This window comes from Phenylobacterium sp. (genome assembly GCF_030698145.1).
Classification (GTDB): Bacteria; Pseudomonadota; Alphaproteobacteria; order Caulobacterales; family Caulobacteraceae; genus Phenylobacterium.
The window spans coordinates 1-26,812 of record NZ_JAUYNW010000013.1; the positions used below are offsets into that span (position 1 = coordinate 1).

Below are 26,812 nucleotides of genomic sequence, written 5' to 3' on the forward strand. Positions count from 1 at the left end.
GCCGGCCTGGACCGCGGCGCCCAGCGCCACGACCTCGTCCGGGTTCACGCCGGTGTGCGGCTCGCGGCCGAAGAACTCCTTCACCGTCTCCACGACCTTGGGCATGCGGGTCATGCCGCCGACCAGGATCACTTCGTCGATGTCGGACTTCTTGAGGCCCGCATCCTTCAGCGCCTGCTCGCAGGGGCCGACGGTGCGCGCGATCAGGTCTTCCACCAGGGCTTCCAGCTTGGAGCGCGACAGCTTGATGTTCAGGTGCAGCGGGCCCGAGGCGTTCATCGAGATGAAGGGCAGGTTCACCTCGTACTGAGGCGTGAAGGAGAGCTCCTTCTTGGCCTTCTCGCCTTCTTCCTTCAGGCGCTGCAGGGCCAGCTTGTCCTTGCGCAGGTCGACGCTGGTTTCCTTTTTGAACTCGTCGGCCAGGTAGTCGACGATCCGCATGTCGAAGTCTTCGCCGCCCAGGAAGGTGTCGCCGTTGGTCGACTTCACCTCGAAGACGCCATCGCCGATCTCCAGGATGGAGACGTCGAAGGTGCCGCCGCCCAGGTCGTAGACGACGATCTTCTTGCCGTCGTTCTTTTCAAGCCCGTAGGCGAGCGCCGCGGCGGTGGGTTCGTTGATGATCCGCAGGACTTCCAGGCCCGCGATCTTGCCCGCGTCCTTGGTGGCCTGGCGCTGGGCGTCGTTGAAATAGGCCGGGACGGTGATGACCGCTTTTTCGACCTTCTCGCCAAGGTGCTGCTCGGCGGCTTCCTTCATCTTCTGGAGGATGAAGGCCGAGACCTGCTGGGGCGAATAATCCTTGCCCTGGGCCTTCACCCAGGCGTCGCCGGTCGGGCCCTTGACGATGTCATAGGGCACCATGTGCTTGTCTTTTTCGACGACCGGATCGCCATAGTTGCGGCCGATAAGGCGCTTGATGGCGAACAGGGTGTTGGACGGATTGGTCACGGCCTGGCGTTTGGCCGGCTGGCCGACGAGGCGTTCCCCGTCTTCCAGGAAGGCCACCACCGAAGGGGTGGTGCGTACGCCTTCGGCGTTCTCGATCACTTTGGGCGTCTTGCCGTCCATGATGGCCACGCACGAATTGGTCGTGCCGAGGTCGATGCCGATGATCTTGCTCATATCGAGTCTTGCTCGCTCCTGAATGGCGGACGCCGTCTAGAGGGCCTTCGGTTGAAGCACCCCGATTTTTCTAGACGTCCCCGGTTCGAATAAGGGCTCGGCCGGTTAACCCACAGGGAAACCGGCGTCGAGTCGCGATATGGGATCATATGCGCCCCCTGCAAGGGCGAATCTCCCTAATCCGTACGGGGCCTTGACCGATCTGCGTTCGGCCAAGCTTCTAAAATCCTTGCATAAGCTGGTGTGGGATAGGGCGCGGACCCACCCAGCCGCGACAGATAGGCGTGCTGTACGACCATGGCCTGCTGCTCGATATTCAACGCCAAAAATTCCCGACCGTCGGTCGGATCATAGGCATAGGCCGCCGGACCGTCACCGCAGCGGAGCTTGGCCAGCGGCAGATTGACCCCGGCCTGGGCCTGCCAGACGTGGACCAGCTCGTGAACCAGCACCGAACGGATCCATAGCGGGGCCTCCGAAAAGTCGGCATAGGCGCCCGCCGCGGGCCACACCACCAGCCAGCCGCTGGGCACGAACGGACGGTTCCAGACGGGCAGGCTGAACAGCCGCACGCGATCCACGTCGAGGTCGCTCCCAAACACCTCGTCCGAAAGCCGCCGCTCACCCGGCGTCAGGCCTCGCCATCGGAGGGGCTTCATGCGCGAAATGCCGTCCATCGCCCCTATATGGACCCAGATGACCCCTGCTTCGACCTCCGGCTTCCGCCTGCTGCCGGGCCGCCTGGACCTGGACGCCCAGCAAGGCCTGCTGGACGAGGTCATGGCTCGTGTCGCCGTCGCGCCCTTCGTCCGCCAGGTCACCCCCGGCGGCAAGCCAATGAGCGTGGCGATGACCAGCTTCGGAGCGCTGGGCTGGACCACCGACCTGGCGGGCTATCGCTACGAGCGGCGGCATCCGGCGACGGGGGCGCCCTGGCCCGACATCCCCGCGGCCCTGCTCGATCTCTGGGCCGAACTGGCCGATCCGCGCACGCCGCCGGACGCCTGCCTGGTCAATTTCTATAACGCCGAGGCCAGGATGAGCCTGCACCAGGACCGCGACGAGGCCGATTTCGGCTTCCCGGTGCTCTCGGTCTCCCTGGGCGACACCGCGGTGTTCCGGATTGGGGGAACCCGGCGCGGCGATCCCACCCGTTCGGTGCGGCTGGCCTCCGGAGATGTCTGCCTGCTGGCCGGCGACGCCCGGCTGATCCATCACGGCGTCGACCGGATCTTGCCCGGATCCTCGCGGTTGATCCCCGGGGGTGGACGGATCAACCTGACCGTGCGCCGTGCGGAGCCGGGATAGGCGATCGCCGCCTTTGACTCCGCCCCTGCGCCGGACGCAAATGTAGACGCTTACCTCAAGAGGTCATTGGTCATGGTCGTGCTCACCCCAACCCGGCCGGAAGGCGCCGAACCCGAAGACTTCCATCTCTCGCGCCGGGGGCTCGCCGCCGCCGTGCTGGCGGGCTACGCGCTGGCCGCGCGCTCGGCGCAGGCCCAGCCGGTCGTCACCGACGCCGCGGGCCTGGTCACCGAAATGGTCCAGGTGGAGACCCCCGACCGCGCCATCCCAGCCTTCGTCGCCCGCCCCGCAGCGCGGGGGCGTTTCCCGGTGGTGGTGGTGATCCCCGAGGTGTTCGGCCTGCACGAATACATCCGCGACATCTGCCGCCGTCTCGCCAAGCTGGGCTATGTGGCGATCTCCCCCGACCTGTTCATTCGCCAGGGCGATCCGTCCACGGTCACGGACTTCGCCGCCGTGCGGAAGATCGTCGGCGAGGTTTCCGAGGCCCAGGTGATGAGCGACGTGGCCTCCGCCCTGACCTTCGTGAAGGCCCAGAAGTACGCCGACCCCGCCAAGATCGCGATCACCGGCTTCTGCTGGGGCGGCGCCATCGTCTGGCTCGCCTCGGCCCGCTTCAAGGATATCAAGGCCGGCGCGGCCTGGTACGGCCGCCTGTCGGCCCCCAAGCCCGGCGAATTCCTCGGCGAGCCCAACCGCACCTGGCCGCTGCAGGTGGTGGGCCGCCTGGGGCCCCCGGTGATCGGTCTCTATGCCGGCAAGGACGGCGGCATCCCGGTCAGCGACGTCGAGGCCATGCGTGCGGCCCTGACCGCTGCGGGCCGGACTTCGTCCCAGATCGTGCTCTATCCCGACAGCCAGCACGGCTTCCACGCCGACTACCGCGCCAGCTACGACGCCACGGCCGCCACCGACGCCTGGAACCGGATGCTGACCCATTTCGCCGCCAATGGGGTCAAGCCCAAGGCCTATCGGGCGTCCTAGGGACGGCCCCGCCTCAGTAGGGCGGCTGTTCCGGCGGCGGCGGCAGGGTCTCGATCAGGTCGCCGACCTTGTCTTCCGGAGGCGCGGCCTTGGGCGCGGCCACGGCCCTGGCGGCGGCCACAGCCTTGGCCTCGGCCTCCAGCTTGGCCATCTCGGCGGCGCGGACCTCCTCGGTCTTCTCGGCGGCCTCTTCCTCGGTCTTCTCTTCCGGAGGCGGCGGGGGCGGGTCGGTGACCAGGAGCTCCCCCACCGGCGTCGCGTCGGCGGCCTGCAGGGCCGACGAGCTTCCGCCGGCCGATTCGCCGGGCAGACGCGCCTTGTCGGGCACGTTGCGGACGCCCAGGGCGAAACCGCCGACGGCGCAGATTCCGATGATCACGGCCACGACCCGCAGGACGCTATGAGGCATGCTCCACATGCCGCGAACCTAGTCGCCTCGGCGCGCTCTCACAATTGGCAGGATGCGAAAACGCCGCGGAGAACGCACGCCAGAGTAAACGCCTCTTAACCCTCTTGGCCGCAGATATGGCGTTTCCAGAATGGGGAGCTACGGCATGGCGCGGGCGGCGCGGAAGGCGGGTTTGGAGTTGGGGCTGCATATAGCCGGCCTCGCCTGGACCCATCCGACCACCGCGCGGCTCCGGGGTGGGCTGATCGCCGCCGCCGGCCTGGCCTTCGCCGTGGCCCTGGTGACCTACAACGCCGCCGATCCCAGCCTGAACGCCGCCTCAGCCATCGCCCCCGTCAACGCCCTGGGCGGACCGGGCGCAACCGCCGCCGACGCCGGGGTGCAGTCCCTGGGCCTGGCGGCCGGGGTCGCAGCCCTGCTGATGGTGCTGTTCGGCCTCTACCGCGCCGCCTCCCCCCATCCCGACCAGACCCGCGGCCAGGTGCGGTTGCGCGCCTTCGTCGGCGCCCTGGGCGTGCTGTCGTTGGCGGGCCTGCTGTCGGCGCCTGCCCCGCCGGCCGCCTGGCCGCTCGCCAAGGGGCTGGGCGGCTTCTGGGGCGACGGGCTGCTGCACGGCCTGGCCGCGGTCTTCGCCTACGCCCACGTCCCGGCCGGAACCGTCATCGCCGCGGGCTTGCTGGCCGCAGCCGCCGCCACGGGCCTCGGATACGCCATCGGCGTGCGCCGCGACGAGGTCGCCGCCGCCGCCCTGTGGATCCGCGAGGCGATGCAGAAGTCCTCCGCCCCGCCGCCAGCTGGCAAGGCCGAGGCGCGCGCCTCGGTGGCCCGCCGCGCCCGCGCCGGCAAGGATGCGTCCGCCGCGATCGATCCAGCCCCCGCGCCGCAGGCCTCGGCGGTCGATCCGCTGTCCGCGCCAGTCGCCATCAAGGCTCCCAAGGCCGGCCCCAAGGATTCGGGCCGCGAACAGCGCGAGGCCCAGGGCGCCTTCGATTTCGTCAAGCCCGGCGGCTTCGCCCTGCCGGAACTGGCCATGCTGGCCAAGCCCAAGCCCCGAGCCTCGGCCTTCGACGAGGGGGCCCTGCGCCAGAACGCCCAGCTGCTGGAAAGCGTGCTGGCCGAGTTCGGCGTGCGTGGGAACATCGACCAGATTCGCCCCGGTCCCGTGGTCACGCTCTATGAGCTGGTCCCCGCCGCCGGCGTGAAATCGGCCCGGGTCGTGGCGCTCAGCGACGACATCGCCCGCTCCATGTCCGTCGCCGCCTGCCGCGTTTCCGTGGTGCCGGGCCGCAACGCGATCGGCATCGAGCTGCCCAACGCCCGGCGCGAGACCGTCTATCTGCGCGACCTGCTGGCCAGCGCCGAGTACGAACGCTCGACCCAGGCCCTGCCCATGGCGCTGGGCGAGAACATCGGCGGCGAGCCCTATATCGCCGACCTGTCGAAGATGCCCCACCTGCTGATCGCCGGGACCACCGGCTCCGGCAAGTCGGTCGGCGTCAACGCCATGATCCTGTCGATCCTCTACCGCCTGCCGCCGGAGCAGTGCCGGTTCATCATGATCGACCCTAAGATGCTGGAGCTCCGCGTCTATGACGGCATCCCGCACCTGCTGGCGCCGGTCGTCACCGACCCGAAGAAGGCCATCGTCGCGCTGAAGTGGACCGTGCGCGAGATGGAGGACCGCTACCGCCTGATGTCGAAGATCGGGGTGCGCAACGTCGCCTCCTACAACGAGCGCGCCAAGGAGGCCTCAGCCAAGGGCGAGCACTTCGAGCGCACCGTCCAGACCGGCTTCGACGACAACGGCCGGCCGATCTATGAGAGCGAGCGGATCGACCCCAAGGCCATGCCCTATCTGGTAGTGGTGATCGACGAGGTCGCAGACCTGATGATGGTGGCCGGCAAGGAGGTCGAGAGCGCCGTCCAGCGTCTGGCTCAGATGGCCCGTGCGGCCGGCATCCACCTGGTGATGGCCACCCAGCGCCCGTCGGTGGACGTGATCACCGGCACCATCAAGGCCAACTTCCCGACCCGGATCAGCTTCCAGGTCACCTCCAAGATCGACAGCCGCACCATCCTGGGCGAGCAGGGTGGCGAGCAACTGCTGGGCCAGGGCGACATGCTCTACATGGCCGGCGGCGGCCGCATCACCCGCCTGCACGGGCCCTTCGTCTCCGACGAGGAAGTGGAGTCCGTGGCCAAGTTCCTGCGCAGCCAGGGCGAGCCCCAGTACCTTGAGGACGTCACCGCCGGCGGCGACGAGGACGAGGACGGCGAGTCTGGCTTCGGCGACGAGGGCGGCGGCTCGGGCGACGACCTCTATGACCGCGCCGTGGCTGTGGTCACCCGTGACCGAAAGGCCTCGACCAGCTACGTCCAGCGCCGCCTGCAGGTCGGCTACAACCGCGCCGCCTCGCTCATCGAGCGCATGGAGCAGGAAGGCGTGGTCAGCCCCGCCAACCACGCCGGCAAGCGCGAAGTGCTGGTGGGCGCAGCGCCCTGAGGCGCGGAGCTACTCCGCCGCGGCTCGCGCGCCCAGGCGCTGGTTCAGCGCCTCGTACTGGGCCCACAGCTCCTTGGGCAGCCGGTCGCCGAACTTGCGGTAGGCGTCAGGGATCAGAGAGGCCTCCTCGGCCCAGACCTCGGCGTCCACCGAGAGCAGGGTGGCGAGCGCCGCGTCGCCCAGGCTGAGGCCCGACAGGTCCAGGCTCTCCTTGGTCGGCAGGCGCCCGATGGGGGTGTCGACCGCTTCGGCATCGCCCTCCAGGCGCTGGACGATCCACTTCAGGACCCGGCTGTTCTCGCCGTAGCCCGGCCACAGGAACTTGCCGTCGGCGCCCTTGCGGAACCAGTTCACGAAATAGATGCGTGGCAGCTTGGCGGGGTCGGCGTTCGCGCCGACCTTCAGCCAGTGGCCGAAATAGTCGCCCATGTTGTAGCCGCAGAACGGCAGCATGGCGAAAGGATCGCGGCGCAGCTCGCCGACCTTGTTCTCCGCCGCCGCCGTGCCTTCCGAGGCCACGTTGGAGGCCAGGAACACCCCGTGCGCCCAGTCGAAGGCCTCGGTCACCAGCGGCACGGCGCTGGCGCGGCGGCCGCCGAACAGGATCGCCGAGATCGGCACCCCGGCCGGATCGTCCCACTCGCTGGCGATCACCGGGCACTGGTCGGCCGGCACCGCGAAGCGGGCGTTGGGATGGGCTGCGGGCTCGCCGCCGGGGGTCCAGGGTTGGCCCTTCCAGTCGGTCAGGCCCTGGGGCGGGGTCTCGGTCAGGCCCTCCCACCAGACGTCGCCGTCGGCGGTGGCGGCCACGTTGGTGAAGACGGTGTTGGCGTGCAGCGCCTCGACGGCGTTGTGGTTGGTGGCGTGGCCGGTGCCGGGCGCCACCCCGAAGAAGCCGGCCTCGGGGTTGATCGCATAGAGCCGGCCGTCGTCGCCGAAGCGCATCCAGCAGATGTCGTCGCCCACGGTCTCGGCCTTCCAGCCGGGGATGGTGGGCTGCAGCATGGCCATGTTGGTCTTGCCGCAGGCGCTGGGGAAGGCCGCTGCAACGTAGCGGACCTGGTCCTCGGGTGAGGTGAGCTTCAGGATCAGCATGTGCTCGGCCAGCCAGCCCTCGTCGCGGGCCATCACCGAGGCGATGCGCAGGGCGTAGCACTTCTTGCCCAGCAGGGCGTTGCCGCCGTAGCCCGAGCCGTAGGACCAGATCTCGCGATCCTCGGGGAAGTGAACGATGTACTTGATCTCGTTACAGGGCCACGGAACGTCGGCCTGGCCCTCGGCCAGCGGCATGCCCACCGAGTGCAGGGCCGGGACGAAAAAACCGTCCTCGCCCAGCATGTCGAGGGCGCCCTTGCCCATCCGGGTCATCACCCGCATCGAGATGGCGACATAGGCTGAGTCGGTGATCTCGACGCCCAGGGCGGAGATCTTCGAGCCCAGAGGCCCCATGCAGAAGGGGACCACGTACATGGTCCGGCCGCGCATGCAGCCTTCGAACAGGTTTTCGAGATCGGCCCGCATCTCGACGGGATCGAGCCAGTTGTTGGTCGGTCCGGCGTCGGCCGGGTCCTTGGAGCAGATGAAGGTGCGGCTCTCGACGCGCGCCACGTCCTTGGGGTCCGACAGCGCCAGGAAGCTGTTTGGACGCTTGTTCGGATGGAGCTGCTTGAGGGTGCCGGCGTTCACCAACTCGGTGGTGAGCGCGGCCCACTCGGCGTCCGAGCCGTCGCACCAGTGGACTCGGTCCGGCTGGGTCATCTCGGCGACGCTGCGTACCCAGGCCAAGAGGCCCGCATGTTTGGTCGGAGCCTGATCCAGCCCCGGAATGGCCTTGCCCATCTAGGCTTCGCCCCTTTTAGAACACCCGCACCATCACGTGCGCCGCGGCCCGCCAAAGGGGGTCGTCGCGGGCCGTGCGAGGCCGGTGATAAGTTCGAATAATGGGACGCACAAGCTTAACGGGGCAAGTTACCCTGGCCACGCGAAATGATACCGGTGTCATGGAATTTGGAACACCCAATCGGCGCCACCGTTCCCGACGCGGACCCGGGAGGCGTGAATCGTCAATGGGTTGGCGGCGGCGGTAACTCCGTCTCAAGACGGCTTGGAGCAGAGTGACGGCAACCAAAGGCGGAGGGGAACCGCGCGCGTGACCAGTCTGCTTGACGACGGCCTCGACGGGCTGGCCGCCTCTGTCCATCAGGCAATCCCGCTGCGGATGATCATCGCCGTGATCGTGGCCGCCGTCGGCGCCGCCGCCCTGCCGATCTGGCTCTGCACCCTTTGGGGTTCGGCGGTGGTCGCCGGCGAGATCTGGGCCTATTTCACGACGCGGCGTCAGTTCGCGGGCGAGAAGGCCCGTCCGGGCCTGCGCCTCAACTACACCCTCTGCCTTGCGATCGTGACCTGCATCTGGATCGCATTCGGCGGAGCCCTATGGTCCCTCGGGCGCACCGAAGCCTCGGTGGCCGCCGTCGCGGTCTGGCTGGCGGTGATCTACCACGCCCAGACCCATGCCTATCAGTCCCACATGGGGCTGATCGCCGGCGGGGCGATCCCCGCCGTCCTGATGCTCGCGATCCTCGCCTTCGCGCCAAACCCCCTCGCGCTGGACCTCGGTTTCATCCTGCCGTTCATGGTGCTGGGGCTGCTGTTCTCGGGCGACGGGGCGGCGCGCATGATCCAGGCGCGCGGCAGGTTCAACGAGGCCCAGCGCGATCTCGCACAGAGCGACGCCCAGTATCGGATGCTGGCCGACAACCTGACCGACGTGATCGCCCTGTCGGGCCTCGACGGCCGGCGGATATACGTGTCGCCCAGCATCGAAACCGCCATGGGCTACACCGCCAAGGAGCTGTTCGGCACCCCCACCTACACCTTCCTGCATCCCGAGGACGCCGTCTGGCTGCCTCAGGCCATCGCCGACATGGCCGCCGGCCCCGGCAAGGTGACCCTGGAGTACAGGGTGGTCCACAAGGAGGGACGGGTGATCTGGGTCGAGACCACCTTCTGCCTGGTGGCCAACGACGATCCCGACGCGCCGCCGCAGGTGGTGTCCGTCTCGCGCGACATCGACACGCGCAAGCAGATGGAGACCGAACTGGTCGTGGCGCGCCGACGCGCCGAGGAGGCCGCCGCCGCAAAATCCGACTTCCTGGCCAATATGACCCACGAGCTGCGCACTCCGCTCAACGCCATCATCGGCTTCTCGGGCGTGCTGGCCGCCTCGCCGCGGCTGACGGGCGACGACGCGCGCCATGTGGGCGTGATCCACGACGCCAGCGGCTCGCTGCTGGAGCTGGTCAACAGCGTGCTGGACTTCTCCAAGCTGGAGGCCGGGGCCGTCGAGGTGGAGGCCCGGCCCTTCGATCCGGCCGCTCCGGCCCGGACCATGGCCGACCTGCTCGGCGAACAGGCCGAGGCAAAAGGCCTGGCGCTCAGCATCCATATGGAAGGCGCGATCGCCCCTCTGCTGGGCGACGCCGGCCGTATCCGCCAGGTGCTGGTCAACTTCGTCTCCAACGCCATCAAGTTCACGGCCCAAGGCGCGGTCGACGTCACCGTGCGGCAGACCGAGGCGCCGGGCGACTGCGGCCGACTGCGGATCGAGGTCTCCGACACCGGCATCGGCCTGCGCGACGACCAGATCGAGCACCTGTTCGAACGCTTCACCCAGGCCGACGCCTCGGTCTCGCGGCGATACGGCGGCACGGGCCTGGGCCTGGCCATCTGCAAGCGCACCGTCGAACTCATGGGCGGGACCCTGGGCGCATCCTCCAAGCCGGGCGTGGGATCGACCTTCTGGTTCGAGCTCGTCCTGCCGCGCACCGATCAGCCGGTCGTCAGCGATACCCGGGCCCCCGTGCCGGAAGGCCTCGAACGGCCGCTGCGCCTGCTGCTGGTCGAGGACGTGGCGGTGAACCGCGAACTGATCGCGGCCCTGCTGGGCCCCTTCAGCGTGGAGATCGAGACCGCCGAGAACGGCCAGGAAGCCGTCGAGGCCATGCGCCAGCGGGCCTTCGACATCGTCCTGATGGATATCCAGATGCCGGTGATGGACGGGCTGACCGCGACGCAGGCCATCCGCGCCCTGCCCCTGGCGCGCGCCCGGTCGACCCCGATCATCGCCATGACCGCCAACGTCCTGCCCGAGCAGATCGCCCGCTGCCACGAGGCCGGCATGGACGACCATCTGGGCAAGCCCATCGAGCCCACCAAGCTCCTGGAGGCGCTCGCCGCCTGGTCCTCGCCGCAGGATCTCGACGAGGCCGAGGCCGCCGACGAACGGACCGGCTGAGGGAACGCTCCCCTCGCCTCCGCCGTTCTTGCGCCCTATTGACGCCCGCAGCGCCCTATAGGCCTGCCGGCTGCGAACCTGGAGCGACCATGACCCATCTCTCTCGCCGCGCCCTGGCGATCGGCCTGGCGGCCCTGCCGCTGCCGGCCCTGGCCCAGAGACCCGCCGCCGCGCCGCTGAGCGCCGCCGACAAGGCCCTGGTCAACCGCGCCGCCGCTTATCTGCAAGGCCTGAAGGAGGCTAAGGGCCGGTTCGTCCAGACCGACCCGCGCGGCGTGACCACGCGCGGCGAGCTCTATCTGAAGCGCCCCGGCAAGGCGCGGTTCGCCTATGACGCGCCCTCCGGCCTGCTGGTGGTGTCGGACGGCGGCAATGTCTCGATCTCCGACCGGCGGCTGAAGACCTTCGAGTCCTATCCCCTGATGGCCACGCCGCTGTCCCTGTTCCTCGCCCGCCAGGTCCGCCTGGACCAAGGGGTGGTGGTCAGCCGCGTCGCCCGTTTCGCCGACGGGTTCGCCATCACCGCCCGCGACGGCAAGAAGCAGGCGGAGGGCCAGATCACGCTGACCTTCACCGACTCGCCCCTGCGCCTGGCCGGCTGGACGGTCACGGACGCCCAGGGCGGCTCGACCCGCATCCAGCTCGTCGACCTGGCGCCGGCCTCGGGCCTGGCGCCGTCGCTGTTCGTGCTCAAGGACCCGAGGCCGAAGAACGTCGGCCGTGCCAGAATGTGACACAATCACAACAGGCAATATCGTTCGTGTTTTCTCTTGATTTTTCCCGAAGCCAGTGTCATTAATACAACTATGAGGTTTGCGCGATCGCGAACCTTTTCCGTGCCGGAACCTATCCCCTCCCGGCGGCGGCATGAGAGACAACTGGACGCCCGGGCTTCTCCAGTGCCCGGGCGTTTCTTTTGCGCCCGAGCTCTTCTAGACAGTCCCCCATGCGCCTTCGCCTCTGCACCTGGAACGTCAACTCCGTCCGCCTGCGCGCCGAACAGGTCGCCCGCTTCGTCGACGAGCAGGCCCCCGACGTCCTGTGCCTGCAGGAGATCAAGTGCCAGGCGGCCGAGTTCCCGCGGGCGATCTTTGAAGAGGTCGGCCTGCCGCACATCAAGATCGCCGGCCAGAAGGGCTGGCACGGGGTGGCCATCGCCTCGCGCCTGCCCATCGAGGACGTCGCGCCGCTGGACGTCTGCCGCGAGGGCCATGCCCGCTGCGTGTCGGGCAGGGTGGCCGGGGTCGAGGTGCAGAACTTCTACATCCCGGCCGGCGGCGCCGTCCCCGACCGGGAGCTCAACGCCAAGTTCGACCACAAGCTGGACTTCTACGAGAAGCTCAGCGCCGAGATGGCCCGCCGCGACCCCAAGGATCCGCTGGCCATCGTCGGCGACCTGAACGTCGCGCCGGGCGAATTCGACGTCTGGAGCCACAAGCAGATGTCGAGGATCGTCAGCCACACCCCGGTCGAGCTCGAGGCCTTCGCCGCCCTCATGGCCAGTCTCAACTTCACCGACCTGGTGCGCGAGGCCGTGCCCGACCCGCAGAAGCTGTTCTCCTGGTGGAGCTATCGCGCCGCCGACTTCCGCGCCTCCAACCGCGGCCTGCGGCTGGACCACATCCTGATCTCGCCCGGCCTGCGCGAAGCCGCCTTCCGCCAGGGCGCGGCGGCGGCCAGGGTCCATGACGACGTGCGCGAATGGGAACGCCCCAGCGACCACGCCCCGGTCAGCGCGGATTTCGGGCTCTAGAGCAAAATTCGATCTGAGTGGATCGGATTTTGCTCTAGCCGCTTTGAATTTAGACCATTTTCTTCGCCGAACCGGTGTCCACTTCGGCGGAAAATGATCTAGCAGGCGATCGCATCGATATGCCCGGCGGCGGCGTAGGCCAGCAGCTTGGCGTCGCGCGTCATCACCCGAAGCCCGCCCTCGCGAGCGGTCGCCGCGATAATCCGGTCAGCCGGATCGTTGGGTGGCGCGCCGGGCAGGAACGACGACGCTATCAGCGTCTCTGGCGGAATGGCCGCCACTTCAAATCCCGAACGCGACACTGCGGCCGCCCACCACCGTTCAGGCGGCATAGTCAGCGAGATACGTGCGCGGGCCGATAGGAGGCCGACCTCCCACGCGCTGATCGGCGAAACCCAGGGTACGTGACCTTGGGCCCAAAGCGCCTCGATTTCGGCGGTCGCCTCGGGCTCGATAGGATCGCCACCCACGATCCAAAGCAATGCGCAGGTGTCGAGCAGGATCATTCGTAGATCTTACCCCACTCGGGATCGGCGGGTGTGGTCAGGTCGAAGTCGACCGCGATACGGACCGTCCCCTTCATGACTCCGAAACCAGGAAAGCCGCCGCGGCTGGATCGCCGGCCGGGGCGCTCCGATGGCGCGCGAGCCTCGGCGCGCCGAAAGACAAGTTTCTCCCTTGCCGTATCCACCTGCTCGCTCACGAATCCAGCCCGCCGCCAGACTTTCGTCATGACATTGTTCCACTCGTTGTTGCTCCACCAAGCCGGGTAGCGCTTCGAGTCTGGCAGCTTCGCGCCGATGAGCGCCTCGATTTCCGCGAAACTCATGGGAACGCGTTCCGCGTCCTGGTTCGCGAGATAGACCCCCAATGGATCGTACTTAGCCATCGCCACGTCCTCTGAGCTGAGGATCAAACATAGGCTCACTTAAATTACATAGCAACTACACTGCCCGCTACGGCTTGAAATTGGCGGCCATGACGCAGCTCGGCGTCCCGCCCCGCAGGGTCACCGTCACCGGCTGTCCGACGCCCGGCTTGAAGTAGAACTGGCCGCGCTTGGTGGTGACCTTGAGCACCGCGGGCGAGGTGAACTGGCAGATCGGCGCGAAGCCGGTTCCGCCGCCGTCGCTCACCACATTGCAGCCGACATGCCCGAACCGGCGATCGAAGGTCACCTCGTTGAAGATGAAGGTCTTCTTCGGCTTGACGGGCAGGGCGTCGAATGCGGCGGCCGACAGCACCGGGCACGGCGGCCCGGCGATGGTGGCCGGATTGGCGGCGGCCTCGGACTCGGCGATCTTCTGCATGCGGTTTTGGTAGGAGGTCACCCCCACCACCGTGAAGCCCAGCGCCAGCGCGCCCAGCATCATCAACGGGAAGGTCCGGGCCAGGCTCCACTTCCCGCGCCCGATCTTCTCACTGCGCGCCGCCATGCCGAGACTCATGGCGCCAGGCGGTAGCCGCCCGCCTCGGTCAGCAGCAGCCGCGCGTTACCGGGATCGGGCTCGATCTTCTGGCGCAGGCGGTAGACGTGGGTTTCCAGGGTGTGGGTTGTGACGCCTGCGTTGTAGCCCCAGACCTCGGCCAACAACTCCTCGCGGCTCACCGGCTTCTCGCCGGCCCGGTAGAGGTATTTCAGGATGTTGGTCTCTTTTTCCGTCAGCCGGATCTTCTTCTGGTTGGCGTCCACCAGCATCTTGGCCGAGGGCCGGAACTCATAGGCCCCCAGGTGGAAGACCGCGCCCTCCGACTGTTCATGGCTGCGGAGCTGGGCGCGGATGCGGGCCAGCAGCACCTGGAACTTGAAGGGCTTGGTGACGTAGTCGTTGGCCCCGGCGTCCAGGCCCGAGATGGTGTCGTCGTCGGTGTCGGCGGCGGTCAACATGATGATCGGGCAGGCCACCCCCTGGGCGCGCATCTGCCGGCAGGCCTCGCGGCCGTTCATGTCCGGTAAGTCTACGTCCAGCAGAATGAGGTCCGGGCGATTCTCGACCGCCGACCTCACCCCGTCTCCGGCGGTGGCGGCCTCAATGGCCGAGAATTCCTCGGTGAGTTGAAGCTGTTCGGCGATCGCGCCGCGCAGGTCTTCGTTGTCGTCCACGACGAGCAAGGTCTTGCGTTGAGCCATGGGTCGGAACATGCACCGTGTCGCGCCCGCGCGCCAACCTTTGGAGACCGCCCAGACCATGATCTTCACGGCTATGTCAGATGGGACCTTCGATCTGGGCGGCCGGATCGTCGCCTGTGCTCTCGGCATGGGCGGGGTGGTCGGCGCCAAGGACAAGCGTGAAGGCGACGGCGCCTCGCCGCTGGGGACCTGGGCCATCCGGCGCGTGCTCTATCGTCCCGACAAGGACGGACCGCCGCGGACCGGCCTGCCCACCAAGGCGCTCGCCCGCGACGACGGCTGGTGCGACGCCCCCCTGGACCCGGCCTATAACCGCGCGGTGAAGCTGCCCCATCCGGTCAGCGCCGAGCAGATGTGGCGCGACGACGACGTCTACGACCTGGTCTGCGTCCTGGCTCACAACGACGATCCGCCGGTCCCCATGCTGGGCTCGGCGATCTTCCTGCACCTGGCCAAGCCCGGCTATCCGCCCACCCAGGGCTGCGTGGCCCTGGCCCGCGAGGACCTGCTGGAGCTGCTCGCCAAGGCGACCCTGGGCGACGCGGTGGCCATCGTGCGGGCATAGGAGCGCCGCCCCAGATGCTCCCCTGCTGGGGCAGGGCTATCGCATATGGCCGTAGATCCAAGTGGCACGGTGGCCAGATGCTCCCCCTCTGGGGGAGCTCCCGGCCGAATGGCCGGGTGAGGGGGACTTTGACTCTTGTTTGTGGGCTGCAACCCCCTCCGTCTCGTCGCCGATAGAGGCGACGCGCCACCGTGATGAGCGCCGGCTCGCGCTTGCGGGCCGGATGCGATCGACAACGATTTGTCGATCGCCGCGAAGAACGCCCTTCGCCGCGCGAAGGGCGGGGCCCCTAATCGCGCTGCGCGCTGGGGGAGGATCTAAGGGCGCTCTATTTCGTCCGGGCGCCGAACAGGGCCGAGCCCACGCGCACGCTGGTGGCGCCGAAGGCGATCGCGGTCTCGAAGTCGTCGCTCATCCCCATGGAGAGCCGGGAGATGCCGTTGCGCGCGGCGATCTTGCCCAGCAGGGCGAAATGCGGACCAGGCGGTTCGCCCACGGGCGGAATGCACATCAAGCCCTCGATCTCCAGGCCATGGGTCCCACGGACCGCGGCGAGGAAGCTGTCGGCCTGCGCCGGGACGACCCCGGCCTTCTGCGGCTCCTCGCCGGTGTTGATCTGCGCATAGAGCCGTGGCGCGCGGCCCTGCCTCTGGATCTCCGACGCCAGCGCGACGGCCAGCTTCTCCCGGTCCAGGCTCTCGATGACGTCGAAGAAGGCCACGGCCTCCTTGGCCTTGTTGCTTTGCAGCGGTCCGATCAGCCGCAGCTCGACGCCGGCGCGGCGTTCGCCCCAGCGTTCCATCGCCTCCTGCACCCGGTTCTCGCCGAACACGCGCTGGCCGCCCGCCAGGATCGGCGCCACGGCGTCCCAGGGCTGTTGCTTGGAGACGGCGACCAGGGTGACATCGGACGCCTGGCGACCCGCCGCCTTCGCCGCGCGGGCGATCCGGTCTAGGACGTCGGTCAGGGCCTGGGCCCCGGAAGTGGGAGAGACGGTCATTTCGGGCGGCTTCTGGACAGTGGCGCGGACGGCGGCAGCCTTAGGGGCGCGGGCGCCGTCGCGAAAGCCCCTTCCGGTCATCCTGTTCTTCACCGACCCCGACCGCACGCCCGACATCGAGGCCGCCGCCGCCCGCCTGCCGCGCGGATCGGCCATCGTCTACCGCAGCTTCGGCGATCCCGCCGCCGAGGCCCGGGCGCGGGGCCTGCTGGCGATCGCCCGGGCGCGGGGCCTGAAACTGCTGATCGGCGCGGACTGGGACCTCGCCCGACGGATCGGCGCCCACGGCGTCCACCTGCCCGAGCGGCTCGCCGCCCATGCGAGACGCCTGAGGCGTCCGGGTTTCCTGGTCACCACGGCGGCCCACAGCCTTGGCGCGGCGCGGCGGGCCCTGGCCTGGGGCGCGGACGCGGTGGTGGTCTCGGCGGTCTTTCCCTCGGCCAGCCCCTCGGCGGGCGGGCCCATGGGCCCCGTGCGCCTGGCCGACCTGGTGCGCGCCGCCGGCGGGCCGGTCTACGCCCTGGGCGGGATCAATAACAAAACGGCCCGCAGGCTGCTGCCTACGGGCGTGGTCGGGATCGCGGCTGTCGAAGCCCTTAGAACTTGAAGGCGGTCTCGAGACGGACGCGCGGGGCGGCGTCCACCGGCTGCGTCTTCTTGTAGGCCGGGGTCTCCTGGTCGCCCAGGGCGACCGCGCCGCCGACCCGAAGGCTCGGCGTCACCCGGAAATAGGCCCCCGCCTGTACGTCGTTCCACTGCATGTCGCGCTCGACCCGTTGATCCAGGTTGAGAGAGACCCCCCAGCGCCCCTTGCGCGTGTCCCACTTCAGCGACTTGGTCCCTTGCGGGGTCACGGAGGTTTCACTGCGCACGGTGAAGTCGGCGGTCTTGCCCTTCGACGCCGTCTGGGCGTGCGCCGTCGAGGCGCCGCTCACGAGGAGCGCCGCACCGAGCAACGAAATGACCAAACGCTTGGACATAACCACCTATATAGCCCCTAAGCCCCGGCCCCACCATTACACGGCGAGACCGTTGGCTCGATTAAAGTCGCCCTGGACCCCAGGTCAACAGAATGCGGCCCCTCCGCCCGGGCCGCTGGTCGAATCCATCGGCGCCTGTGGCGGCAGGGCAACGCGATTCCTGTTTGGCGGTTCCACGGGCGTTGTTATAGAGGCTCCTCCGGCTCGGGGGGCGGCGCCGCGGCGCTGATCCGACGCGGACTAACGACTGGGAGCGACTATATGCCGTTTGTGCGCGGTGAGTTTATGCGTGGCGTGACGACCGGAGTGCTGGTGCTCAGCCTCGCGGCGCTGGCGGCTTGCTCCAGCAGCGGCGGTTCGCGGACCTTCCAAACCCAGGAAGAAGGCGGCTTCAGCCTGTTCGGCGGCGGCAAGAAAGCCAAGGCCGCGACCGGGGACACCCCCTCGATCGGGGTCAACGGCTATCTGTGGCGCGCGACCCTCGACACCCTGTCGTTCATGCCGCTGGCCTCGGCCGATCCTTATGGCGGCGTGGTCATCACCGACTGGTACGTCAATCCGGAAAAGCCGGACGAGCGCTTCAAGTGCACCGTCTACATCCTGGATTCGCGTCTGCGCGCCGACGGCCTGAACGTCGCCGTCTTCAAGCAGAACAAGGATGCGACCGGAAACTGGGTTGACGCGGCCTCGGCCGGCCAGACCGAGACCGACCTGGAAAACGCGATCCTTACCAAGGCCCGGCAGCTTCGGCTGTCGAACATCGGCTAAGGCCTAAAGGGCGCATTCAGCAAAGGTGGAAACCGGTCGGATGCGCTCTCCCACCTAGGGTCGGCGCGACGTCCGCCGCTGGCCGGTTCCCCATCGAAGTCTGAAAGCCGTCCGCATGGCCCGCTACAATCCGAAAGAGACCGAGCCGAAGTGGCGCAAGGCCTGGGCTGACGCCGACGTCTTCCGCGCCGGCCCGCCCACGCCCGGCGTTCCCAAATACTATGCGCTCGAGATGTTCCCCTATCCGTCGGGGAGCCTGCACATGGGCCATGTGCGCAACTACACGCTGGGCGACGCCAACGCCCGCTACAAGCGCGCCCGGGGCTTCAACGTCCTGCATCCCATGGGCTGGGACGGTTTCGGCCTGCCCGCCGAGAACGCGGCCATGGAGCGCGGCGTCGATCCCCGCGCCTGGACCTACGAAAACATCGCCAAGATGCGCGCCGAGCTGCAGCAGCTGGGCCTTTCCATCGACTGGTCGCGCGAATTCGCCACCTGCGATCCGGCCTATTACGGCCAGCAGCAGGCGTGGTTCCTCGACCTGATGGCGCGTGGCCTGGTCTATCGCCGCGAGGGCGTGGTCAACTGGGACCCGGTGGACCAGACCGTCCTGGCCAATGAACAGGTGGTCGACGGCCGCGGCTGGCGCTCCGGCGCGGTGGTCGAGAAGCGCAAGCTGAACCAGTGGTTCCTGCGCATCACCGACTATGCCGACCAACTGCTGGAGGGCCTGAAGACCCTGGACCGCTGGCCGGAAAAGGTCCGCGTCATGCAGGAGAACTGGATCGGCCGCTCCAAGGGCGCCCGGTTCACCTTCCAGTTCTCTGGCGGCGCGCCGGCCGGTTTCGAGGCAAGCTTGTTCGAGGGGGGGCTGGAGGTCTACACCACCCGTCCCGACACCCTTTATGGCGCAAGCTTCGTGGGCGTCGCACCCGATCATCCGCTGTCGGAACATCTGTCGTCGGACCCCAAGGTCGCCGCCTTCCTGGCCCTGTGCCGCAAGGGCGGCGCCTCCGAGGCTGAGATCGAGACCGCCGAGAAGATCGGCTTCGACACCGGCCTGACCGTGGTTCACCCCTTCGATCCCGAGCAACGCCTGCCGGTCTGGATCGCCAATTTCATCCTGATGGACTACGGCACGGGCGCCATCTTCGGCTGTCCGGCCCACGACCAGCGCGACCTGGATTTCGCTCGCAAATACAAGCTGTTGGTCACGCCCGTCGTGCTGCCGCCGGGCGAGGATCCGGCCAGCTTCGACGTCGCCGACGAGGCCTATGTCGGACCCGGGACCATCATCAATTCCGGCTTCCTGGATGGGCTGGAGATCGAGCCGGCAAAGGCCGCCGCGGTCGCCAGGCTGGAGGCCCAGGGCCAGGGCCAGGGCGCGACGGTCTACCGTCTGCGCGACTGGGGCGTGGCCCGCCAGCGCGGCTGGGGCTGCCCGGTTCCCGTGGTCCACTGCGACAAGTGCGGGGTCGTCCCGGTACCGAAGGATCAGCTGCCGGTCGCCCTGCCCGAGGATCTGGACTTCTCCAAGCCCGGCAACGCGCTCACCCGCCACCCGACCTGGAAGACCACCACCTGCCCCGGTTGCGGCGGTCCGGCGACGCGTGAGACCGACACCCTGGACACCTTCGTGGACTCGTCCTGGTACTTCGCCCGCTTCACCGACCCGACCTCGCCCGAGCCGATCGACCGCGCCGCGGCCGACTACTGGATGCCGGTCGACCAGTATGTGGGCGGCATCGAGCACGCCGTGCTGCATCTGCTCTATGCCCGCTTCGTCAACCGGGCCCTGTCGGACGCGGGCATGCTGGCGGCCAAGGAGCCGTTCGAGGGCCTGTTCACCCAGGGCATGGTGACCCACGAGACCTACCGCCTGCAGAACGGCGACTGGGTCGAGCCCAAGGAGCTGGAGATCGTCGTCGAGGGCGCCACCCGCCGCGCGGTGCGTCTCGCCGACGGCCAGCCGGTGGTCATCGGCGACATCGAGAAGATGTCGAAGTCCAAGCGCAACACCGTGGCGCCGGGCGACATCTTCGAGGTTTACGGCGTCGACGCCGCGCGGCTGTTCGTGCTCTCCGACAGCCCGCCCGACCGCGACTCCATCTGGTCGGCCTCGGGGGTCGAGGGCGCCTGGCGGTTCGTGAACCGGGTCTGGAACGAGTTCGACAGCCAGCCCGTGGCCCCCGCCCCGGCCGTGACGCCCGATGCCAAGGGCGACGAGCTGCGGAGCTTCACCCACCGCACCGTCAAGGCGGTGACCGAGGCGGTCGAGGGCTTCCGATTCAATTCCGGCATCGCGCGGATGTACGAATTCCTCAACAAGCTCAAGGAATTCCCGGCCGAGGGCGCCAGCCCGGCGGTCCTGGCCGCGCGCCACGAGGCCCTGTCGGCCTTCGCCCGGCTGATCTCGCCCTTCACCCCCCACCTGGCCGAGGAGGCCTGGGCCCGCATCGGCGGACAGGGCATGGTGGCGATCGCCCCCTGGCCGCAGTTCGATCCGGCCCTGACGGCGGACGCGGTCAAGATCCTGCCCGTCCAGGTCAACGGCAAGCGCCGCGGCGAGATTTCCGTGGCCGCGGGGGCCGAACCGGCCGATGTGGAGAAGATGGTGCTTGACGATCCGGAGATCGCGCGGCGCCTAGAGGGGCTCACGATCCGCAAGGTCATCGTGGTCAAGGATCGCATCGTCAACATCGTGGCCGGGTAAGCCTGACATGAACCGAGCCGTCTTCGCCGCCGCCCTGCTCGCCGCCGGCCTCGGCCTGAGCGCCTGTGGGTTCTCGCCGATCTATGGCGCGCCCGGCGTCACCGCCCAGCTCACCGCCGTCCAGGTGACCACCCCGCCCGGACGCACCGGCCAGCTGATCCGCGAGCACTTGGACGACGCGCTGGCCCGCGACAAGGGCGCCGCGCCCCGCTACCGGATGGACCTGGAGCTTTCCGAGACGCGCTATCCGCGTGGGGTGCGGGTCGACAATGTCGCCACCCGCTACGAATACGTGCTGGTCGCGGCCTACACCCTCTCGGCCCTGCCCTCCGGCTCGCCGGTGAAGACCGGCCGGGCGCGGGTCGAGGTCACCTATGACAGCGCCGACCAGCCCTACGCCTCGATCTCGGCCCAGCAGGACGCCCAGGACCGCGCCGCGGCCGAGGCCGCCCGCAAGATCGAGCTCGAACTGGCCGCCTGGCTGGCCACCCAGGCCGGCAAGTCCTAGGACGGCCAGGCCGTGATCCTCGCCAAGCGGCCGGATATCGAACGCTTCCTGGCCAGGCCGGACCCGCAAATCCGCGTGGTGCTGATCTATGGCCGCGATGTTGGCGTGGTGCGCGACCGGGCCAAGGAGCTGGCCGGCAAGGTCGCCGACCCGCCCGATGACCCCTTCAACGTCGCCCTGCTGACCGACGGCGACCTGGACGGCGACGGCGCGCGCCTGGAGAACGAGCTCGCCTCCCAGTCGCTGATGGGCGGCCGGCGGCTGGTGCGGCTGAAGTTCGCCACCGAGAAGGCCAGCCTCGACAAGCAGGTCGCCGAGGCGGTCACCGCCCATGCCGAGGGCCGGCTCAACCCAGACGCCTTCTTCCTGATCGAGGCGGGCGCGCTCGGCCGCGACTCCGCCCTGCGCAAGGCCGCGGAAAAGGCCGCAGGCGCGGCGGTCATCCCCTGCTACGAGGATGAGCCCGGCGACGTGGCCCGGCTGGTTCGCGAGACCCTGGCCAAGGATGGGGTAGGCCTCGACGCCCAGGCCCTGCAGCTCTTCGTCAGCCGGATGCCCAAGGAGCGTGGCGTGGCCCGCCAGGAGATCGAGCGGCTGGCCCTCTATCTCGAACCGGGCAGCGGGCGCACCGCCTCGCCGAAGGACCTGGAGGACTTCCTGGGCGTCGAGCCGGAGGCTTCCCTATCGGACGCGGCCGCCGACGCGTTCGGCGGTCGGCTCGCCGAGGCCCAGGCCGGACTGCGCCGGGCCGCGGCCGAGGGCGAGGCCGGGCCGGCCGCCGTCCGAGCCATCGGCATGTATCTGGGCCGGATGCGCCGCACCCTGACGCTCGCCAAGAACGGCGCCGGCCTGCAGGAAGCCGCCAAGGCCAGCGGCGTGTTCTGGAAACAGGAGCGCGAGTTCCTCCGCCAGGCGCGCTCCTGGACCCTGGACGACCTCGACCGCCTCCAGCCCGAGGTGCTCGCCGCCGACAAGGCCTGCAAGACCGCCGGCTCCCCCGACGGTCTCATCGCCGAGCGGCTGGCTCTGACGGTGGCCGGCCGGGCGCGACGGCTGGGGCTTTAGGCCCCCTCCGTCACGTCGCCGAAGAGGCGACGCGCCACCTCCCCCTAATCGCGCTGCGCGCTGGGGGAGGATCTAAAATGCTCCCCTCTTGGGGGAGCTGTCAGCGAAGCTGACTGAGGGGGACTTTGACTCGCGGCCGAGGCCGAAAAACCGCCCTCGGAAAATTCGCTCCCACGCGCACAGAATCCGACCCGTCCGTACTCGTACACGGTCCATTCGCGACAGCTCGAATTCCGAAATCGGGCCCTTATGAATCAAGGGCTTACGGACAGTCGAAAATCAGCCCCGGCTGGTCAGGCGACGGCAGAGCTCGTCGAGCTGCTCCAGGGTCGCATACTTGATCCGCAGCTCGCCGACGCCGCCCCGATCGACCACCTCCACGTCGAGACCGAGCACGTCGGAGAGGTCGCTCTCCAGGGCCTGGGTGTCGGTGTCCTTGGCGGCCTTGCGCGACGGCTTAGCCGTCCCGCCGGCGGAGCCCTTGCGGGCCAGGGCCTCGGCCTCGCGGACCGACAGGCCCCGGGCGATGATCTGCTCGGCCAGCGCGGCGGGGTCGTCGGCGGTGAGGATCGCGCGCGCATGGCCGGCGGTGAGCTTGCCCTCCAGCACCAGGGTGCGGACGTCGTTGGGCAGGTTCATCAGGCGCAGGGTGTTGGCCACATGGCTGCGGCTCTTGCCGACGCTGTCGGCGACCTGGTCCTGGGTGCGGCCGAACTTGTCGATCAGCTGCTGGTAGGCGTTCGCCTCCTCGATGGCGTTGAGGTTGGCGCGCTGCACGTTCTCGATGACCGCGATCTCGAGCACCTGCATGTCGTCGAGCTGGCGGATCAGGGCCGGCAGGACCTTGAGGCCCGCCTTCATGCTGGCGCGCCAGCGCCGCTCGCCGGCGACGATCTCGAAATCGCCGGACCGGCCCGGCATGGGGCGCACCAGGATCGGCTGCAGGACGCCCTTCTCGCGGATCGAGGCGGCCAGTTCGTCCAGCTCATCGCCCGGGAAGACCCAGCGCGGCTGGTCGTCATTGCGGTAGAGCAACTCGATCGGGATTTCGCGCACGCTGGCGGCCTCGCCCGCGCCGGTGGAGACATTGGTCTCCTCGACGTCGCCCAGCAGGGCCGACAGCCCCCGGCCCAGTCCGCGTTTCTCGGCCATCATCGTTCCTTACGCAGCCTTGGCGCGACGGTCGCGCTCGCGCAGCACCACCTCGCGGGCCAGTTTCAGATAGGCCTGCGAGCCCCGGCATTTCAGATCATAGACCAGCACCGGCTTGCCGAAGGACGGCGCCTCGGAGACCCGCACGTTCCGGGGGATCACGGTCTGGTAGACGGTGTCGCCGAAATGGCCGCGCACGTCGCGGGCGACCTGTTCCGACAGGCTGTTGCGCCGGTCGTACATGGTCAGCACCACCCCCTGGATCTCCAGGGCCGGGTTCAGGCTGCCCTTGACCAGGTCCACGGTGCGCATGAGCTGGCTGAGACCCTCGAGGGCGAAGAACTCGCACTGCAACGGCACCAGAACGGCGTCGGCCGCGGCCATGGCGTTGACGGTCAGGAGATTGAGCGAGGGGGGGCAGTCGATCAGGACATAGGTGTAGGCCTTCGACGCGCGGATGGATTCCAGAGCGTCGCGCAGCTTGAAGGAGCGACGCGGCTGCTGGCCCAGCTCCAGTTCGATGCCGGACAGGTCCGGGTCGGAGGGCGACAGGTCCAGGCCCGGAATGTCGGTCTTGATCACCGACTGCTCCAGGGTGTGCTCGCCCATCAGCACGTCATAGAGGGTGACCTTGCGCAGGGCCCGGCCGATGCCGAGGCCGGTGGAGGCGTTGCCCTGGGGATCGGAGTCGATCAGCAGCACCCGTTCGCCGACGGCGGCCAGCGCGGTGCCCAGATTGATGGCCGTGGTGGTCTTGCCCACCCCGCCCTTCTGGTTGGCGACCACCAGGACGCGGAGTTTCCGTTCAGCGGCCACGGCCGAGCCTCCTCACGCGCACGATCTGGCCTCTGACGTCACTTCGGCTGGGCAACACGTCCGCCTCGAAATCCCAATATCTCGCAGCGTCTTCGAGTTCGGACGCAACATCTTGGCCTTTCAGGAACAGGGCGAGCGCCCCGCGCTTCAGGTAAGGCTGGCCATACCCCAACAGCCGGTGCAAGGGCGCGCAAGCCCGGGCGGTGACGATATCCACAGTCAGGGACAAGTCCTCCGCACGAGAATTGTGGACTGTGGCGGGAAGCCGCAGGCCCTCGACGACCTCGGTCAGGAACCGGCAGCGTTTGGCCAGGCTGTCGACCAGATGGACGTGGAAGCCTGGGCGGTCTTTCTGGAGGATCGCCAATACGATGCCGGGTAATCCTGCGCCCGTTCCGAGGTCGGCCCAGGTGAGCGCCTCGGGCGCCAGCGGCAGGATCTGGGCGGAGTCCCAGGCGTGCCGCGACCAGAAGATGTCCAACGTGGCGGGGCCGACCAGGTTCATCCGTTGGTTCCAGTCGACCAGGTATGACCGGTACTGCTCGAGATCGGCGAGCGCGGCCGGACCGCATCCGGTCGCCGCGGCGAAGTCGGCGGCGTCGGCCACCTCGATCACGGGATCAGGCCGCGTGGCGACGGACATGGGCCAGCAGGGCTGTCAGGGCGCCGGGGGTGACGCCTTCGATACGGGCCGCCTGGCCCAGGGTGAGCGGCCGCACCGCCAGGAGCTTCTCGCGGACTTCGTTGGAGAGCCCGCCGACGACGGCGTAGTCCAGCTCGGCCGGCAGCCGCAGGTTCTCGTCGCGGCGGAAGGCGGCGGCGTCGGCGGCCTGGCGGTCCAGATAGCCGGCATAGGCCGCGTCGATCTCCACCTGCTCGCGCACCTCGGGGCTCCAGCCGGCGAGGTTTGGCCAGATGATCAGTAGGTCCTCGAACCCTATGGTCGGGTAGGCCAGGAGCTGGGTGAGGTCGCGGACCACCCCGTCGGCTTTCACGGGCAGGCCGGCCTTGGCCGCGGCGCTGGGCGTCAGGGTCAGGGTGGCGGCCAGGGCCCGCGCCTGGGCCAGGGCCTCGGACTTGGCCCGCCAGGCTGTTTCACGTGAAACACCGACCACGCCCAGCGCCAGGCCGCGATCGGTCAGCCGCTGGTCGGCGTTGTCGGCGCGCAGGGACAGGCGGAACTCCGCCCGGCTGGTGAACATCCGATAGGGCTCGGTGACGCCGCGGGTGACCAGGTCGTCGATCAGCACGCCGATATAGGCCTCGTCACGACCGAAGGCGGCGGCGTCCAGGCCCGAGGCCGCGCGCGCGGCGTTGAGGCCGGCGACCAGGCCCTGGGCCCCCGCCTCTTCATAGCCCGTGGTGCCGTTGATCTGGCCGGCCAGGTAGAGGCCGGGCAGACGCTTGACCTCCAGGGTCGGATAGAGCTCCCGCGGGTCCACATAGTCGTATTCGATGGCGTAGCCGTAGCGGCGCACCTGGACCTTCTCGAGGCCCGGGATGGTGCGCAGGAACAGGTCCTGGGTTTCTTCCGAGACCGAGGTCGAAATGCCGTTGGGATAGACGGTGTCGTCGTCCAGGCCCTCGGGCTCCAGGAAGATCTGGTGGCTGTCCTTGTCGCCGAACCGGACCACCTTGTCCTCGATGGACGGGCAATAGCGCGGGCCGCGCCCGTTGATCCGCCCGCCATAGACCGCCGACTCCGTCAGCCGCTCGGCGATGATCTTGTGGGTCGCCGCGGTTGTATAGGTCACCCCGCACTGGATCTGCGGCGTGGTGATTTCACGTGTGAGGAACGAGAACGGGATCGGCTCGGCGTCGGCCGCCTGCATCTCCAGCCCGTCCCAGGCGATGGTCGAGCCGTCCAGCCGCGCCGGCGTACCGGTCTTCAGCCGCCCCATGGACAGGCCGCTGGCGTAGAGCCGGTCCGACAGGCCGATGGCCGGCGCGTCCCCGACCCGGCCGGCGGGCGTGCGGGTCTCGCCGCGATGGATCAGGCCCTTGAGGAAAGTGCCGGTGGTCAGGACCACGCGGCCGGCGCGGTACTCCGTCCCGGAGGCCCCGACCACGCCCTCGACGACGCCGTCGGTGACGATCAGGTCCTCGACCGCCTCGGCCTGGACGGTGAGGTTCGGGGTCTGGGCGAGCTCGGCCTGCATGGCCTGGCGATAGAGCTTGCGGTCGATCTGGCTGCGGGGACCGCGCACCGCCGCGCCCTTGGAGCGATTGAGCATCCGGAACTGGATGCCGGCCTGGTCGGCCAGGCGGCCCATCAACCCGTCCAGGGCGTCGATCTCGCGGACCAGATGGCCCTTGCCGAGACCACCAATGGCCGGATTGCAGCTCATCTCGCCGATGGTTTCGAGCTTGTGGGTCAGCAACAGGGTGCGGGCGCCAAAGCGCGCCGAGGCCGCCGCGGCCTCGCAGCCGGCGTGCCCTCCCCCGATGATGATGACGTCCCAGGCGCTCAAGCTTCAGATCCAGGCAAAGACGCCCCCGGCAGGGCGGGGGCGAGCGAGGAGCTATATAGCGAAGGGCGGGCGATGTTTCACGTGAAACGTTGGGGAGCGGTCTTCTCCCTCCTCTTTATGGGGAGGGCTATCGCATATGGCCGTAGATCCAAGTGGCACGGTGGCCAGATGCTCCCCCTCTGGGGGAGCTCCCGGCCGCATGGCCGGGTGAGGGGGACTAAAATGCCCTTCAACGGAGGTTCGACCGGTCTGAGCAGGAGTCAA

General features: G+C 68.7%; 26 protein-coding genes. 12 read left to right on the forward strand and 14 right to left on the reverse strand.

Annotation, left to right across the window (positions count from 1 at the left end; all coding sequences use genetic code 11):
* The coding region (dnaK, locus tag Q8Q77_RS01290; RefSeq protein ID WP_305580378.1) for a molecular chaperone DnaK at window positions 1-1,125 on the reverse strand (1,125 nt) is incomplete at its 3' end.
* A 176-nt stretch (window positions 1,126-1,301) separates the two neighbouring features.
* On the reverse strand, window positions 1,302-1,802 hold the full coding sequence (locus tag Q8Q77_RS01295) for a hypothetical protein (RefSeq protein ID WP_305580380.1): 501 nt from the start codon (window positions 1,800-1,802) through the stop codon (window positions 1,302-1,304).
* A 19-nt stretch (window positions 1,803-1,821) separates the two neighbouring features.
* On the opposite strand from Q8Q77_RS01295, the gene Q8Q77_RS01300 reads away from it, so the two are divergent.
* Both Q8Q77_RS01300 and Q8Q77_RS01305 read left to right on the forward strand, forming a co-directional pair.
* A complete protein-coding gene (locus tag Q8Q77_RS01300; protein ID WP_305580382.1) occupies window positions 1,822-2,433 on the forward strand; it encodes an alpha-ketoglutarate-dependent dioxygenase AlkB in 612 nt (203 codons plus the stop codon).
* 72 nt (window positions 2,434-2,505) lie between these two features.
* On the forward strand, window positions 2,506-3,417 hold the full coding sequence (locus Q8Q77_RS01305) for a dienelactone hydrolase family protein (RefSeq protein WP_305580384.1): 912 nt from the start codon (window positions 2,506-2,508) through the stop codon (window positions 3,415-3,417).
* A gap of 13 nt (window positions 3,418-3,430) precedes the next feature.
* Here the strand turns inward: Q8Q77_RS01305 and Q8Q77_RS01310 are convergent, their stop codons facing one another.
* Window positions 3,431-3,826 carry a hypothetical protein gene (locus Q8Q77_RS01310; RefSeq protein ID WP_305580386.1) on the reverse strand — a complete coding sequence of 132 codons (396 nt, stop codon included), beginning with the start codon at window positions 3,824-3,826 and terminating at the stop codon, window positions 3,431-3,433.
* Between the two features lie 145 nt (window positions 3,827-3,971).
* On the opposite strand from Q8Q77_RS01310, the gene Q8Q77_RS01315 reads away from it, so the two are divergent.
* Window positions 3,972-6,329 carry a DNA translocase FtsK gene (locus tag Q8Q77_RS01315; RefSeq protein WP_305580388.1) on the forward strand — a complete coding sequence of 786 codons (2,358 nt, stop codon included), beginning with the start codon at window positions 3,972-3,974 and terminating at the stop codon, window positions 6,327-6,329.
* Between the two features lie 9 nt (window positions 6,330-6,338).
* On the opposite strand, the gene Q8Q77_RS01320 is transcribed toward Q8Q77_RS01315, so the two are convergent.
* Entirely contained in the window at window positions 6,339-8,168 is a 1,830-nt protein-coding gene (locus tag Q8Q77_RS01320) for a phosphoenolpyruvate carboxykinase (GTP) (RefSeq protein WP_305580390.1), read from the reverse strand.
* Between the two features lie 310 nt (window positions 8,169-8,478).
* Here Q8Q77_RS01320 and Q8Q77_RS01325 point away from each other — a divergent pair, with 310 nt between their 5' ends.
* The 3 genes from Q8Q77_RS01325 (at window position 8,479) to Q8Q77_RS01335 (ending at window position 12,379) form a co-directional block, all read left to right on the forward strand.
* Window positions 8,479-10,626, forward strand: a complete 2,148-nt coding sequence (locus Q8Q77_RS01325; protein ID WP_305580392.1) for an ATP-binding protein — start codon at window positions 8,479-8,481, stop codon at window positions 10,624-10,626.
* A gap of 89 nt (window positions 10,627-10,715) precedes the next feature.
* The gene (locus tag Q8Q77_RS01330) at window positions 10,716-11,360 is read left to right on the forward strand and encodes an outer-membrane lipoprotein carrier protein LolA (RefSeq protein ID WP_305580394.1); all 645 of its coding nucleotides are present in this window, start codon (window positions 10,716-10,718) and stop codon (window positions 11,358-11,360) included.
* A gap of 212 nt (window positions 11,361-11,572) precedes the next feature.
* Window positions 11,573-12,379 carry an exodeoxyribonuclease III gene (locus Q8Q77_RS01335; protein ID WP_305580396.1) on the forward strand — a complete coding sequence of 269 codons (807 nt, stop codon included), beginning with the start codon at window positions 11,573-11,575 and terminating at the stop codon, window positions 12,377-12,379.
* Window positions 12,380-12,477: 98 nt separating this feature from the next.
* Here Q8Q77_RS01335 and Q8Q77_RS01340 read toward each other — a convergent pair whose 3' ends face one another.
* The 4 genes from Q8Q77_RS01340 to Q8Q77_RS01355 form a co-directional block, all read right to left on the reverse strand.
* A complete protein-coding gene (locus tag Q8Q77_RS01340) occupies window positions 12,478-12,885 on the reverse strand; it encodes a type II toxin-antitoxin system VapC family toxin (RefSeq protein WP_305580398.1) in 408 nt (135 codons plus the stop codon).
* Entirely contained in the window at window positions 12,882-13,268 is a 387-nt protein-coding gene (locus Q8Q77_RS01345) for a hypothetical protein (protein ID WP_305580400.1), read from the reverse strand. The genes Q8Q77_RS01340 and Q8Q77_RS01345 overlap by 4 nt, the downstream gene beginning before the upstream one ends.
* A gap of 67 nt (window positions 13,269-13,335) precedes the next feature.
* Window positions 13,336-13,815 (reverse strand): hypothetical protein, encoded by a 480-nt coding sequence (locus Q8Q77_RS01350; RefSeq protein ID WP_305580402.1) that lies wholly within the window; start codon window positions 13,813-13,815, stop codon window positions 13,336-13,338.
* An 8-nt stretch (window positions 13,816-13,823) separates the two neighbouring features.
* Entirely contained in the window at window positions 13,824-14,510 is a 687-nt protein-coding gene (locus tag Q8Q77_RS01355; RefSeq protein ID WP_305580425.1) for a response regulator transcription factor, read from the reverse strand.
* Window positions 14,511-14,520: 10 nt separating this feature from the next.
* On the opposite strand from Q8Q77_RS01355, the gene Q8Q77_RS01360 reads away from it, so the two are divergent.
* The gene (locus Q8Q77_RS01360) at window positions 14,521-15,075 is read left to right on the forward strand and encodes a L,D-transpeptidase (RefSeq protein WP_371130385.1); all 555 of its coding nucleotides are present in this window, start codon (window positions 14,521-14,523) and stop codon (window positions 15,073-15,075) included.
* A gap of 328 nt (window positions 15,076-15,403) precedes the next feature.
* On the opposite strand, the gene Q8Q77_RS01365 is transcribed toward Q8Q77_RS01360, so the two are convergent.
* Complete coding sequence (locus Q8Q77_RS01365) at window positions 15,404-16,075, reverse strand: YggS family pyridoxal phosphate-dependent enzyme (protein WP_305580404.1); 672 nt, start codon at window positions 16,073-16,075, stop codon at window positions 15,404-15,406.
* Here Q8Q77_RS01365 and Q8Q77_RS01370 point away from each other — a divergent pair.
* On the forward strand, window positions 16,059-16,682 hold the full coding sequence (locus Q8Q77_RS01370; RefSeq protein WP_305580406.1) for a thiamine phosphate synthase: 624 nt from the start codon (window positions 16,059-16,061) through the stop codon (window positions 16,680-16,682). The two genes, Q8Q77_RS01365 and Q8Q77_RS01370, sit on opposite strands and share 17 nt — an antisense overlap.
* Here Q8Q77_RS01370 and Q8Q77_RS01375 read toward each other — a convergent pair.
* On the reverse strand, window positions 16,672-17,010 hold the full coding sequence (locus Q8Q77_RS01375; RefSeq protein ID WP_305580408.1) for an NtrZ family periplasmic regulatory protein: 339 nt from the start codon (window positions 17,008-17,010) through the stop codon (window positions 16,672-16,674). The two genes, Q8Q77_RS01370 and Q8Q77_RS01375, sit on opposite strands and share 11 nt — an antisense overlap.
* A 306-nt stretch (window positions 17,011-17,316) precedes the next feature.
* Between Q8Q77_RS01375 and Q8Q77_RS01380 the strand changes: the two genes are divergently transcribed.
* The 4 genes from Q8Q77_RS01380 to holA all read left to right on the forward strand — a co-directional run bounded on the left by Q8Q77_RS01380 (window position 17,317) and on the right by holA (window position 22,109).
* Complete coding sequence (locus tag Q8Q77_RS01380; RefSeq protein ID WP_305580410.1) at window positions 17,317-17,823, forward strand: DUF3576 domain-containing protein; 507 nt, start codon at window positions 17,317-17,319, stop codon at window positions 17,821-17,823.
* A gap of 115 nt (window positions 17,824-17,938) precedes the next feature.
* Window positions 17,939-20,536 (forward strand): leucine--tRNA ligase, encoded by a 2,598-nt coding sequence (gene leuS / locus Q8Q77_RS01385; RefSeq protein WP_305580412.1) that lies wholly within the window; start codon window positions 17,939-17,941, stop codon window positions 20,534-20,536.
* A gap of 7 nt (window positions 20,537-20,543) precedes the next feature.
* Window positions 20,544-21,044, forward strand: coding sequence for an LPS assembly lipoprotein LptE (lptE, locus tag Q8Q77_RS01390; protein WP_305580414.1), 501 nt, complete (start codon window positions 20,544-20,546; stop codon window positions 21,042-21,044).
* Between the two features lie 12 nt (window positions 21,045-21,056).
* The gene (holA, locus tag Q8Q77_RS01395) at window positions 21,057-22,109 is read left to right on the forward strand and encodes a DNA polymerase III subunit delta (protein WP_305580416.1); all 1,053 of its coding nucleotides are present in this window, start codon (window positions 21,057-21,059) and stop codon (window positions 22,107-22,109) included.
* Window positions 22,110-22,388: 279 nt separating this feature from the next.
* Here the strand turns inward: holA and Q8Q77_RS01400 are convergent, their stop codons facing one another.
* Genes Q8Q77_RS01400 through mnmG form a run of 4 tightly spaced genes read right to left on the reverse strand, consistent with a single transcriptional unit; the run spans window position 22,389 to window position 26,548 of the window.
* Complete coding sequence (locus Q8Q77_RS01400) at window positions 22,389-23,264, reverse strand: ParB/RepB/Spo0J family partition protein (RefSeq protein ID WP_305580417.1); 876 nt, start codon at window positions 23,262-23,264, stop codon at window positions 22,389-22,391.
* A 6-nt stretch (window positions 23,265-23,270) separates the two neighbouring features.
* The gene (locus Q8Q77_RS01405; protein WP_305580419.1) at window positions 23,271-24,077 is read right to left on the reverse strand and encodes a ParA family protein; all 807 of its coding nucleotides are present in this window, start codon (window positions 24,075-24,077) and stop codon (window positions 23,271-23,273) included.
* Window positions 24,067-24,720: a 16S rRNA (guanine(527)-N(7))-methyltransferase RsmG gene (gene rsmG / locus Q8Q77_RS01410; RefSeq protein WP_305580421.1), complete on the reverse strand. Its 654-nt coding sequence runs from the start codon at window positions 24,718-24,720 to the stop codon at window positions 24,067-24,069. The genes Q8Q77_RS01405 and rsmG overlap by 11 nt, the downstream gene beginning before the upstream one ends.
* The gene (gene mnmG / locus Q8Q77_RS01415; protein ID WP_305580423.1) at window positions 24,698-26,548 is read right to left on the reverse strand and encodes a tRNA uridine-5-carboxymethylaminomethyl(34) synthesis enzyme MnmG; all 1,851 of its coding nucleotides are present in this window, start codon (window positions 26,546-26,548) and stop codon (window positions 24,698-24,700) included. The genes rsmG and mnmG overlap by 23 nt, the downstream gene beginning before the upstream one ends.
* Between the last annotated feature and the right edge of the window lie 264 nt (window positions 26,549-26,812).

Excerpts from the sequence above, each read along its gene's own strand:
- Q8Q77_RS01295 (WP_305580380.1), bottom strand. The coding sequence starts at position 1,802 with ATGGACGGCATTTCGCGCATGAAGCCCCTCCGATGGCGAGGCCTGACG.
- Q8Q77_RS01300 (WP_305580382.1), top strand. The coding sequence starts at position 1,822 with ATGACCCCTGCTTCGACCTCCGGCTTCCGCCTGCTGCCGGGCCGCCTG.
- Q8Q77_RS01305 (WP_305580384.1), top strand. The coding sequence starts at position 2,506 with ATGGTCGTGCTCACCCCAACCCGGCCGGAAGGCGCCGAACCCGAAGAC.
- Q8Q77_RS01310 (WP_305580386.1), bottom strand. The coding sequence starts at position 3,826 with ATGCCTCATAGCGTCCTGCGGGTCGTGGCCGTGATCATCGGAATCTGC.
- Q8Q77_RS01315 (WP_305580388.1), top strand. The coding sequence starts at position 3,972 with ATGGCGCGGGCGGCGCGGAAGGCGGGTTTGGAGTTGGGGCTGCATATA.
- Q8Q77_RS01320 (WP_305580390.1), bottom strand. The coding sequence starts at position 8,168 with ATGGGCAAGGCCATTCCGGGGCTGGATCAGGCTCCGACCAAACATGCG.
- Q8Q77_RS01330 (WP_305580394.1), top strand. The coding sequence starts at position 10,716 with ATGACCCATCTCTCTCGCCGCGCCCTGGCGATCGGCCTGGCGGCCCTG.
- Q8Q77_RS01335 (WP_305580396.1), top strand. The coding sequence starts at position 11,573 with ATGCGCCTTCGCCTCTGCACCTGGAACGTCAACTCCGTCCGCCTGCGC.
- Q8Q77_RS01340 (WP_305580398.1), bottom strand. The coding sequence starts at position 12,885 with ATGATCCTGCTCGACACCTGCGCATTGCTTTGGATCGTGGGTGGCGAT.
- Q8Q77_RS01345 (WP_305580400.1), bottom strand. The coding sequence starts at position 13,268 with ATGGCTAAGTACGATCCATTGGGGGTCTATCTCGCGAACCAGGACGCG.
- Q8Q77_RS01350 (WP_305580402.1), bottom strand. The coding sequence starts at position 13,815 with ATGGCGGCGCGCAGTGAGAAGATCGGGCGCGGGAAGTGGAGCCTGGCC.
- Q8Q77_RS01355 (WP_305580425.1), bottom strand. The coding sequence starts at position 14,510 with ATGGCTCAACGCAAGACCTTGCTCGTCGTGGACGACAACGAAGACCTG.
- Q8Q77_RS01360 (WP_371130385.1), top strand. The coding sequence starts at position 14,521 with ATGCACCGTGTCGCGCCCGCGCGCCAACCTTTGGAGACCGCCCAGACC.
- Q8Q77_RS01365 (WP_305580404.1), bottom strand. The coding sequence starts at position 16,075 with ATGACCGTCTCTCCCACTTCCGGGGCCCAGGCCCTGACCGACGTCCTA.
- Q8Q77_RS01380 (WP_305580410.1), top strand. The coding sequence starts at position 17,317 with ATGCCGTTTGTGCGCGGTGAGTTTATGCGTGGCGTGACGACCGGAGTG.
- leuS (WP_305580412.1), top strand. The coding sequence starts at position 17,939 with ATGGCCCGCTACAATCCGAAAGAGACCGAGCCGAAGTGGCGCAAGGCC.
- lptE (WP_305580414.1), top strand. The coding sequence starts at position 20,544 with ATGAACCGAGCCGTCTTCGCCGCCGCCCTGCTCGCCGCCGGCCTCGGC.
- Q8Q77_RS01400 (WP_305580417.1), bottom strand. The coding sequence starts at position 23,264 with ATGATGGCCGAGAAACGCGGACTGGGCCGGGGGCTGTCGGCCCTGCTG.
- rsmG (WP_305580421.1), bottom strand. The coding sequence starts at position 24,720 with ATGTCCGTCGCCACGCGGCCTGATCCCGTGATCGAGGTGGCCGACGCC.